The following is a 10799-nucleotide window of genomic DNA, read 5'->3' on the forward strand; positions in this document are numbered from 1 at the left end:
ACGCTGCCCCAGCGGGCATCGCGCAAGATAACGTTTAGCATAATGCTGATATCGCGCGTTTGCAGCGTGACGTCAGTGGTGGCGCGCGAGTCGCCGGTGGTGCTGCCGGGATGGTTGGCCGCCAGTACGATAATGCCGTGGCGGGCAAGCTGCGTCGCCAGCCAGGCAAGACTGGTATTATTGCCGCCGCTACCGTGGCTCAGTACCACCATCGGGAATTTTCCCGCCGCCAGCGACGCATCGGGGATGGCCGCAAAGCCCTGAAACACCGAATTGTTTCCCTGTAATACCGACGGTGCCTCTGACCGGGTGGGGTAGAATAAGCGGACTGATAATTGCCGCTGCGGATCGTCCGTGGTGATCAACAGGGACTGATTACCGACGGTATAACTCCAGCTGCTGCAACTGAACATCAACATGAATAGATAAATAAAGCGCATGGCGTTAACTCCTGAATGAGAAAGCGCTATCATCCTGTTTATCTGATAAATTCTCGTCCTCGATCAGGATTTGCTACCTGAAAATATGCTGATTCCGTTCAATTTCGTGCTGAGTTTCTGCTTTATGCTGCTGCTGTTGCGGATGTTATTACGCGATGGTAATTCGCGCTGGTTTAGCGCGCTGCTGACTCTCTGCCTGGTGCATTATCTGTTTGCCGGGCTAAAGCAGCTGTATCCACTGTTATTTATCTCATCACTGTTGCCGGTAACCGCGACAGCACTTCCGCTACTGTGCTGGCTGGCCTTACGTCAGGCATCCGGTCAACGCGCACCGCTGAGCGGCTTGCTGATACCGGTGGGAATGATGGTGTGGTGTGTCTGGCTGTGGCCGCAGGGAATTGATGGGTTGTTGTTAGTTAGCTGGCTCGCCTGCGGCGGTGCCATGTTATTCAGGCTGCGTGCGGGCGAGGCGATATTTTCCGCTCCGTTACTGCGGCGTATTGGCATTACGCTGCTGAGCTGGCGACTGATGGCCGTGATGCTGATTTTCACCGCATTACTGGATCTGGCGATTACCACTGCTATCTCGTTTTCTGGTGATATCGTCGTTCGCAGTTTATTGTTCGCCGGGCAGATCATACTTTGTCTGTTTATCGCTATGGCGCTGGTGCTGACACCCGTCGGGGCCAGCACTGCGCCGGATATTAGCGTCAGAACTGCCGATGAGAGTGATGCGCAGGTGCTGCAAACTGTCGAGCAAGTGATGCGTGACACGGCGCTGTACCGCGACTCGGGTCTGAACCTGGCGATGCTGGCGCGCAAGAGCGGCATTCCGGCGCGAAAGGTATCTGCGGCGATTAATCTGCTACGGCAACAGAGCGTGTCGCAGTATGTTAATCAGTGGCGCATCAGCGAAGCCTGCCAACAGCTTCGCCAGGGCTCGCGACCGGTTATCGACATCATGGAGGCGGTCGGTTTTGTGACCAAATCGAATTTTAACCGTGAGTTTTTACGCATCACCGGCCAAACTCCGTCGCAATGGCGTAGCGGGCATTCAGACCAGGCTGGATTATCCTGAAGCGCCGTGCCAGTTCTGGCTTTTTATAACCAGTACCGCTACTGTATCGGCATCGCAAAACTCACCACTGACACTTTGCCGCCGTAGGTTACACTTGAAATATTTTGTCTCTTTTCGCACGACGTTAAGAATTTCCCGCTACCTGTTCCGGGCGCTGGCTTTAATGCTCTGGGCGCTTGGCGCCTTACTCACCACTTTCTATATTATTAACGTCTTGCACGATAAAGAGTCGCAGGTGCGGCAGGAGTTCAGTACCAGTTACGACCAGGCGCAATGGTATATCCATCATTCGGTCGATATGACGCGCGAACTGAAGTTTATCGCGGAAAACCGGCTGAATTACCCGGCGAACGGTGCCGATATGACCACCGCCGGTAAATTAACACTACCGCAGTTTTATCCACTGTATGCCGACTCTGACTGCTCATCAATGGATACTAACTGGCGCAGTTCGCTGGAGTCGCTGAGCTATTTCCTTACTTACTGGAAAACCAATTTCTCCTCCGCCTATGAACTGAACCGGGTGTTCTTTGTCGGTGGTGAAAGTTTATGTCTGGCCGATTTTTCGCCTGGCAATGCCTCGGTCGATCGCGAAAGAGCGCTGAAGTCGCGGAATGAGCATATTTTACGCTACCGCAATGCGAACGGTGAAGAGCGTAAAAACAGCCTGTACTGGATTGCTCCCACTGCGCAGCCGGGCGTTGGCTACTTCAATATGATCACGCCAGTCTATGTTGCCAATAAGCGGGAGGCACTGCTGGGTATTGAGCAAAATATCCGGCTGGATGATTTTATCTCTCCGGGCAGTCTGCCAGTGGTGGCGACACTTATTGATCAGGATAATCAGCCGGTTCTTTCTTCTGCTCGCGGCAACGCCCGTTTCTCACTGGACGATCTGCCGGATGACAAAGTCTGGTTTGGTTATCTCAACGGTTTTAAACAGCTGGTGCTGAAAAAAGCGTTACAGCCTTCGACACTCAGTGTGGTCTATTCCATCTCGACTGATGTGCTGGTGGAACAGTTGAAAATGCTGATGATCAATGCGCTACTGATGAATCTGTTAAGCGGTATGATTCTTTTCTCGCTGGCGTGGTTATTTGAGCGCCGTATGTTCCTGCCGGCAGAAGATAATGCTCATCGCCTTGAAGAGCATGAGCAGTTTAACCGCAAGATTGTCGCCTCGGCACCGGTTGGTATCTGTATTCTGCGTACCAGTGACGGCACCAATATTCTCAGTAATGAACTGGCACATAATTACCTTAATCTGCTGACCCAGGAAGATCGTCAGCGACTGACGGAGATTATCTGCGGCCAGCAGGTTAACTTTGTTGACGTGTTAACCGGCAGTAATACCAACCTGCAAATCAGCTTTGTCCATTCGCGGTATCGCAATGAAAACGTGGCAATCTGCGTGTTGGTGGATGTCAGCGCCCGCGTCAAAATGGAAGAGTCGTTGCAGGAGATGGCGCAGGCTGCCGAGCAGGCCAGTCAGTCAAAGTCGATGTTTCTTGCGACCGTCAGCCATGAGCTGCGTACCCCGCTGTACGGTATTATTGGTAACCTCGATTTGCTGCAAACCAAAGCGCTGCCAAAAGGCGTCGAGTCGCTGGTCACGGCGATGAATAACTCTTCCAGCCTGTTGCTGAAAATCATCAGCGATATTCTCGACTTCTCAAAAATTGAGTCTGAGCAGCTGCGGATTGAACCACGTGAGTTTGCGCCGCGCGAGGTGATTACCCATATTGCTTCTAACTATCTGTCGCTGGTGGTGAAAAAACGCCTGACGCTTTACTGCTTTATTGACAGCGATGTTCCGGTATTACTGGATGGCGACCCGTTGCGTTTACAACAGGTCATCTCTAATTTGCTGAATAACGCCATTAAATTTACCCATACCGGCTGCATTATTTTGCATGCCTACGTCAGAGACGGTTATCTGGCATTTCGCGTGCGTGATACCGGTGTCGGGATTCCGGCGAAAGAGATCACCCGGTTATTTGACCCCTTCTTCCAGGTCGGCACTGGCGTACAGAGCAACTTCCAGGGCACCGGCTTAGGGCTGGCGATCTGCGAAAAGCTGATCAATATGATGGATGGCGATATCGAAGTTGATTCTGAACCGGGCATGGGCAGTCAGTTTATTGTACGTATTCCACTGTATAACAGCCGGGTGATTGTTCCACCATTGCATGAAGGTTTGCAGGACAAACAGGTGTGGCTGGAGCTGCGCAATGAATATCTGGCCACTTTCCTTGAGAACTTGCTAAACGATCACGGTATCCAGGTTTATCGCTATGATGAAACGGGCTATGGTGCGGATGATGTGATTATCACTGACTACGATTTCGCCGCACTAAATCAGGTGCGGGCGGTTATTGAATTCGATGGTAAACATATTGATATGCCGCAGGAAGTTTCGGCTGGCCGCTGGGTTTACAGCACTGCCACGCCGCACGAGCTCCCGGCGTTATTGGGTCGGATCTACCGGGTGCCGGTTGATGTTCCGGACGGGCTGGCATTGCTGCCGGCACCAGAAGAGAGTGTGAACAACGAGGATATTCTGATCCTGGTGGTGGACGATCATCCCATCAACCGTATGTTGCTTTCCGACCAGCTTGGCTCGCTGGGCTTCCGGGTGAAAACCGCCCAGGACGGTGTGGATGCGCTAAATGTGATCAGCCGGAGCGATATTGATATTGTCCTGAGCGATGTCAATATGCCGAATATGGACGGCTATCGCCTGACACAGCGTCTGCGCCAGTTAGGACATACTTTCCCGGTGATTGGCGTCACCGCTAATGCGCTGGCAGAAGAGAAGCAGCGTTGTATTGAAGCCGGAATGGATAACTGTCTGTCGAAGCCGGTTACGCTGGATACCTTGCAGAAGACCTTAGCGTTTTATGCTGAGCGGGTAAGAAAAGTGCGCGAAGGGTAGGGGCAGAATAGCAACGGGCGGCGTTTTCGCCGCCCGCGCCAGATATCATCGGCCGTCAGGCGAGGTGTCAGTCTTTCTCGACCGGCATTGAACTAACGGAAGAGAGGTAGTTCAGTAGCGCGATATCGTTATCCACACCCAGTTTCATCATCGCTGATTTCTTCTGGCTACTGATGGTTTTGATACTGCGGTTCAGTTTTTTGGCGATTTCCGTCACCAGGAAACCTTCGGCAAACAGACGCAGGACTTCGCTCTCTTTCGGTGACAGGCGTTTGTCGCCATAACCACCGGCGCTGATTTTCTCCAGCAGTTTTGCCACGCTGTCCGGGGTGTATTTCTTGCCTTTCTGCAGCGCTGCCAGCGCTTTCGGCAGGTCGGTCGGCGCGCCCTGTTTCAGCACGATGCCTTCAATATCCAGATCCAGCACGGCACTGAGGATCGCCGGGTTGTTGTTCATGGTCAGAACAATAATCGACAGGTCAGGATAGTGACGTTTGATATATTTGATCAGCGTAATGCCATCGCCATACTTCTCACCCGGCATCGACAGATCGGTAATTAATACGTTGGCATCTAATTTAGACAGGCTGTTAATCAGAGCAGTAGAGTCTTCAAACTCACCAACAACGTTTACCCATTCAATCTGTTCAAGTGACTTACGAATGCCAAACAGGACAATCGGATGGTCATCAGCAATAATTACATTCAAATTATTCATCTTATTGGTTACCTTGCTGCAGCAGTTCATTGACGTAAGCGTCAATGTTACTGGTGGTATTTTTAATGTTTGAATCGTCACACTCTTTAATGTGCTGTTCTAACGTTTCACAAAGCTGCTTGCCGGGTACCAGATTAAGCATGGCAAACACGCCTTTGAGGCGATGCGCTGTCTGAGCAAGCGAACTGTAATCCTTGTTCGCCGCCTCAGTATACAATCTCTTTACATCATCCGGTACTGTGTCGACAAACAGCTGGTAGTAACCGCTACTAAGCAGCGGTGTGGCATCCTGTTCTTCAACAGGTTCATCACCCAGCGCATCTTGCGCCAGCTGTTGTTCAATCAGCTGTAACAATGCATCCTGCATTGCACTACTGATATTGAAGTTAACCCGGTATTGATTGTCGTTAATCGCCCGGAAGCCCATCTCATCATCCGTGAGCAGTAACGACCAGGGCGTTAAACGCGCCGGGTCGTCAGTCACCAGAACATCATGATCCTGGCCTGAGAAGCGCTCATCTGGTGTGATGCAGTTCGCGCCCCAGTTTTCCAGCTGATGACAAACGATCTTGCGTACATCATCAACGGTGATTTCGATTAATGCCGTCAGACCTTCCAGCAATTTTTCTTCCTGCAACTGCTGGTTTTCCAGCGGAACATGCAGATTAATGCTGTAACGAGTACCGATATCCGGTCGGGCATGGATTTCTAAATGCCCGCCCAACTGCTTACACAGCTGTTTGCACAGGAAGAAGGTGAGGCCTGAAGCCTGACCAAAGCGATCCTGTGACGTTTCGCCGAGGAACGGGAAGTCATTATTCCCCAGTTCATCGACCGTCAGGCCCGCTCCGGTATCGACGATATGAATCGTCAGACGGTCCGGCCGCTCCGAAGGCGAATCGACATCCAGCGTAATCTTGCCCCAGTCGGTGGTGGTCAACGAATAGTGCAGCAGCGTCGACAACACTTTACGGATGGCGCGGCGATCGCCAAAGCGCATTTCGTCACTGTTCAGACGGTTGCGCATTAGCAGTGTCAGCCCCTTACGACGAGTCAGTGGCAGCAGCTCCAGCGCCAGTTCATCCAGCAGCGATTGCAGATTGAACGAGGCCGAGTCTGGCGTCCAGTCATGAGCTTCCAGCCGGTTAAGCAGCACGATATCTTCCAGCATCCGGCTCAGCGCTTCAGTTTCCTGCAACACATTCAGCCGCGCTTCTTCATCACTCTGATCATTTAACTGCTGCAACTGGCCAACAATATTGCTCAGCGGGCGATTCAGCGCATGGCCCAGATTCTGCAACAGCTGCTGACGCATCTGGTGATTTTTATCCAGCACCTGCTGTGCCTTTTGCAGTTTTTTGTTCACCAGCAGCTCACGATCCTGATCGCGCATCATAAACAGCTGGGTATGAGGTGAAACCACACTGCGTGCATGACGGATCTCATACACCTCATTGTTTACCGTTGCCTGCAATACGCCCTGATGCTGATCGGACATATTGATAATTTTTTGCAGATTAAGATGTGGCAGCAGGTGCTCGGCAATTTTGTTGCTGATAATGGTGCGATTGCTGGCGAAGTCATACACCAGTAAGCCGACCGGCAGGCTGGCAACAATCTCTTCATTCAGTACTCGCAGCGAATCGAGTTCAGCGCTCTGGTTTTCGCTGGGGCGCAGCGATTGCTGACGCAGCAGAAACAGACCGGCCAGCGACATCAGCAGCAGCGCCAGGTTAGCCAGCAGCGGCCACAGTAGATTGCGCAGCGTATCGAACACCAGGCTGGTGAGTGGCACACGGTAAACCAGTTGCAACGGCGTGCTGCTCAGTGAAGAGGCAATCTCCACATTAGGATTAACCAGCGAAATACGCGTGCTCGGGCTCTCTTCATCGCTCTGCGTGCCTTCGCCAGCCACCGCGCTGTCTTGCTTAAGCTGGAAGTTTTCCAGCGGCATATTGTGCGGGATGAGATCGTTAACGGGCAGGTCAAACGCCACTACGGTCGCCAGATGGCCCGGCTGATTAAAGGTGGTACGCACGGTAAAATAGTGGTCGTTCTGCCAGGCAAAACGGCGCAGTGGCGAGAAACTTTCACGCTCATCCAGCGCATTCGCCTGCTGCAACATTTCCGCACGTCGCGCATCGACAATGCTGGTGATGGCGCTCTCTTTGTAGCGCGTCGCCATATCCTTCAGCGGCAGGGTTGAGATCAGAATCAGACTGTTGTCCTGACCATTGAGGAAATACATCGACCAGGTACTGTTTTCCGCACCCCATAGCGTATCGAGATAGCCCGACATGCGTTGGGTCATATCCAGCGTGCTGCTGTCATGAGAGCCGAAGATCAAGGCTTCCGTTTTACGGCGGGTTTTTTCCAGATAATAGACGTCGGGACGCAGACGCGTCTCTTGCAGGCTATTGGGGGGTGACCCTGCCGCGCTGGCCGCCAGATTTTCATAAATCTGCCAGGTGGCGAAGCGATAGCTGTCGATACGCTTTTGCATGGCGTAAGTAATATCGGACATCGCATAACGTTTTTCTGTCAGCCATGCGTTTACCGCGTTATGGATCATAAATCCCAACGCCAGCAGTAATACCAAAATAAACATCACAAAGAAGCGTGTGACATTGCCAGAGGTGAGGGGAAACTTATATGGCACCATAACGTAATGTGACACCCAAAATTATCGTGTGACCAGCCGGGCGCTGGCAGCAACAGCCAAAAGCAGCACCGCGATGGCGGAAAAAGCCGTCGTCAGGCTAAACCACTGGGAAACAAAGCCGACCAGTGCCGGACCTGCCAGAATACCTGCATATCCAATCGTTGTCATGGCAGAAATCGCCAGGTTTACCGGCATGGTTTCCTGCTTGCCGGCGGCGCTGAACAGGATTGGCACGGTATTGGACGCGCCAAAACCTACCAACAGGAAAGCCAGCAGCGTCACCCGTACATCGTTAACGCTGACCGCCAGCAAAATGCCGGCGGCGGCGCACAGGCTGCCCAGTAATAAAATCGTCGCACTGCCGAAAGAGTTAACGATGCGATCGCCGGTCAGGCGGCCGATCGTCATGGCGATGGAAAACACCGCATAGCCCAGTCCGGCCTGTGAGGCAGGCATATCACGCACGTTGGTCAGGAACAGTGCGCCCCAGTCGAGGATCGCACCCTCAGCCAGGAACAGAATAAAACAGAGCGCGCCAAGGAACAGCACCCAGCCACGAGGTAACACAAACAGTGGCGAATCTGACTGATGCAAACGATCGCTTAACAGATACTTCTGACTACTCAGCAGCAGCAGGATGATCAGCGCGGCAATCATCAGCACGGCATTGAGCGGCGACAGGCCGAGCCACAGCATCGCACTTACCAGGCCGGCACCGGCGATACCGCCGATACTAAAGAAACCATGAAAACCGGACATCATGGCGCGCCCGGAGGCTTTTTCCACCTCGACCGCCTGAATATTCATCGCCACATCCAGTACGCCGATTGAGGCGCCAAACGCCATCAGACAGAGCGCCAGCGTAAACGGCGTGGGTGACACCGCCAGCAGCGGTAACACCAGCATAATAAACAGGCCGGCAGTCACGATCACCGCCTTACAGCCGTACTTGCCGGCTAACATGCCGGTCAGCGGCATTGCCACCAGTGAGCCAACACCGAGAAATAACAGTAAACCGCCCAGCGAAGCATCGCTGAGATTGACGCGTGTTTTGGCGTACGGCACCAGCGGTGCCCAGGCGGACATTCCCATCCCGGCAATAAAAAATATCACACGCGTGGCTATCTGCGTGGCAAGGGCGGATTGCCGGAGTTGTACAGCATCTGATGTGGTCATTTTTATCGTGTTAATTCCGCACAGTAAGTCGGTCTTTTTACCACAATCGGTCCCGGCTTAGAATGGGAGTTGTCGCAGTGCCCGGCGTTTACCTGATGATATATTTTCAGTCTGTCATCATGCCGATGTTAATAACCGATAAAAACAGCGATGTTAACCTAAAAATCACCGTTGCCAGTGTTTTCCAGACGGTTCCTGGTGGGGATTTATCGCGGTTGCCTGTTCAAATCATTTTCCTGCTACATCAGTGTCGGCAATTTAACCCACCATGACGCGTGAGACAGTAGTCGTAATGTGTTGTTTTTACGACGGTTGTCTCATGTTGTTAGCTCATGGTGCGACAGCCAGGACCTGCCAGCAATCACAATTCTGTGTAAATTTAAACTTTTCCCCGTCGGTAAATATCCCCCTTTTTTGTCAATTTCAGTGCTCCTCAGGCGCTGATTTTCGACTGCGTGGTAACAGATTTGTCGCAGTTAAATCAGAGCACTAGGCGGTTTTCTCCCGCTTACAGAAGAAACCATCAAAAAATAACATTAGAATATCTAAACTATTTAATCGATTTATTTAATCGAAATGATTAACAATTATTGCCGCCAAGTTGTCGTTTCTTGATTATATCTGGTGAGCGGACTCGATATATATAAACCGTAATTTCCAGGTGTTAGGTTTTGCTTTTTCGTTTTGATTTGGTTTTTTCCACCAGTGATGTTGGGTTGTTAAGTATTCATAAACGTAATTATTAACATTAATACTGCGTGTGATTATTCAATTTTAATGATGTTTTTTCACGCGTGGCATATTACCTCAACTGGTGTGTAAGGGGTCATTCATATGGCACAGCTTAATCAAGGTCGCGTTGATATCATCTCGCGTGATAATGGAACACTCACTTCTCAGGTCAACGGGGGTTTTACCCATTCGGTGCTGCTGACTGAGCCCAGTGTGGTAAAGATAAATGGTACCCGCGAGATGGTCGCGACCTTTGAGCGACAGGGAAATGACCTTATCCTGCATATGCGCGATGGCAGCGTGGTGCGTTACAAACGGTTTTTCTTCAACGATGTTGATGGCATGCACAGTGAGCTGGTGTTTGATGACGGCGTCAACCCTCTACAGCATGCACTGTTCCCAATGACTGGCGATGTGGCAGATGCCAATGCAGTCATGGTGTTAAACCCGCAATATGAATCGTTGGGTGATATCGACGCACTGCTGCTGGCGGATAATCAAAATACCGATGATATCTTTACCGCCGCAGGCTTCGGTCTGCTCGGTATCGCCGGGGCAGGTGTCGCTGCGGCTACCGGTGGCGGCAGTGGCAGCGGCGCCCGGGATGGTGATAATAACCCGTCGACACCACAACAGCCGACTATCACCATTAATGTGTTTGCCGGTGATGATGTGCTGGACAGCACAGAGCAGCAGAGCAGCCAGATCATCTCCGGCACCACCACCAATGTTGAGGCGGGCAGAACCGTTACCATCACGCTGGGCGGCGTTACCTATACCGCGACGGTGGGCGCGGACGGCAGCTGGAGCGTATCGGTACCCCCGTCAGCTCTCCAGGCGCTGGCAAACGGCAGCGCCACCATCAGCGCGACGGTCAGTAACAGTGCGGGCAACAGCGCCAGCGACACCCAGGCAATTACCGTAACCGGCCCGGCGGCGGAAACGCCGACCCTCACCATCGGCACTTTTGCCGGTGACAACATTCTTGACGCCGATGAGAAAAGCAGCAGCCAGGCCATTTCCGGCACCACCACCAACGTTGAGGCGGGCAGAACCGT

Annotated in this window: 7 protein-coding genes; 3 read left to right on the forward strand and 4 right to left on the reverse strand. The window is 52.2% G+C overall.

Annotation, left to right across the window (positions count from 1 at the left end; all coding sequences use genetic code 11):
* Nucleotides 1–440: alpha/beta hydrolase family protein (locus NG42_RS02280; RefSeq protein WP_420911296.1), on the reverse strand; the 440-nt coding region annotated here is incomplete at its 3' end.
* Nucleotides 441–510: 70 nt separating this feature from the next.
* Between NG42_RS02280 and NG42_RS02285 the strand changes: the two genes are divergently transcribed.
* A complete protein-coding gene (locus tag NG42_RS02285) occupies nucleotides 511–1518 on the forward strand; it encodes a helix-turn-helix domain-containing protein (RefSeq protein WP_156322211.1) in 1008 nt (335 codons plus the stop codon).
* A 94-nt stretch (nucleotides 1519–1612) separates the two neighbouring features.
* Nucleotides 1613–4453: a two-component system sensor histidine kinase RcsC gene (gene rcsC, locus NG42_RS02290; RefSeq protein ID WP_052897350.1), complete on the forward strand. Its 2841-nt coding sequence runs from the start codon at nucleotides 1613–1615 to the stop codon at nucleotides 4451–4453.
* 67 nt (nucleotides 4454–4520) lie between these two features.
* On the opposite strand, the gene rcsB is transcribed toward rcsC, so the two are convergent.
* The 3 genes from rcsB to NG42_RS02305 are packed head-to-tail and all read right to left on the reverse strand — an operon-like array spanning nucleotide 4521 to nucleotide 9009.
* Nucleotides 4521–5171 carry a response regulator transcription factor RcsB gene (gene rcsB, locus NG42_RS02295; protein ID WP_052897352.1) on the reverse strand — a complete coding sequence of 217 codons (651 nt, stop codon included), beginning with the start codon at nucleotides 5169–5171 and terminating at the stop codon, nucleotides 4521–4523.
* Between the two features lies 1 nt (nucleotide 5172).
* A complete protein-coding gene (gene rcsD, locus NG42_RS02300; RefSeq protein WP_052897354.1) occupies nucleotides 5173–7833 on the reverse strand; it encodes a phosphotransferase RcsD in 2661 nt (886 codons plus the stop codon).
* A gap of 21 nt (nucleotides 7834–7854) precedes the next feature.
* Nucleotides 7855–9009, reverse strand: a complete 1155-nt coding sequence (locus tag NG42_RS02305; RefSeq protein WP_052897356.1) for an MFS transporter — start codon at nucleotides 9007–9009, stop codon at nucleotides 7855–7857.
* An 834-nt stretch (nucleotides 9010–9843) separates the two neighbouring features.
* On the opposite strand from NG42_RS02305, the gene NG42_RS02310 reads away from it, so the two are divergent.
* On the forward strand, nucleotides 9844–10799 hold a 956-nt coding region (locus NG42_RS02310; protein WP_193787971.1), incomplete at its 3' end, for a BapA prefix-like domain-containing protein.

Origin of the sequence: Winslowiella iniecta, assembly GCF_001267535.1 — a bacterium.
In the GTDB taxonomy this organism is placed as follows: domain Bacteria; phylum Pseudomonadota; class Gammaproteobacteria; order Enterobacterales; family Enterobacteriaceae; genus Erwinia; species Erwinia iniecta.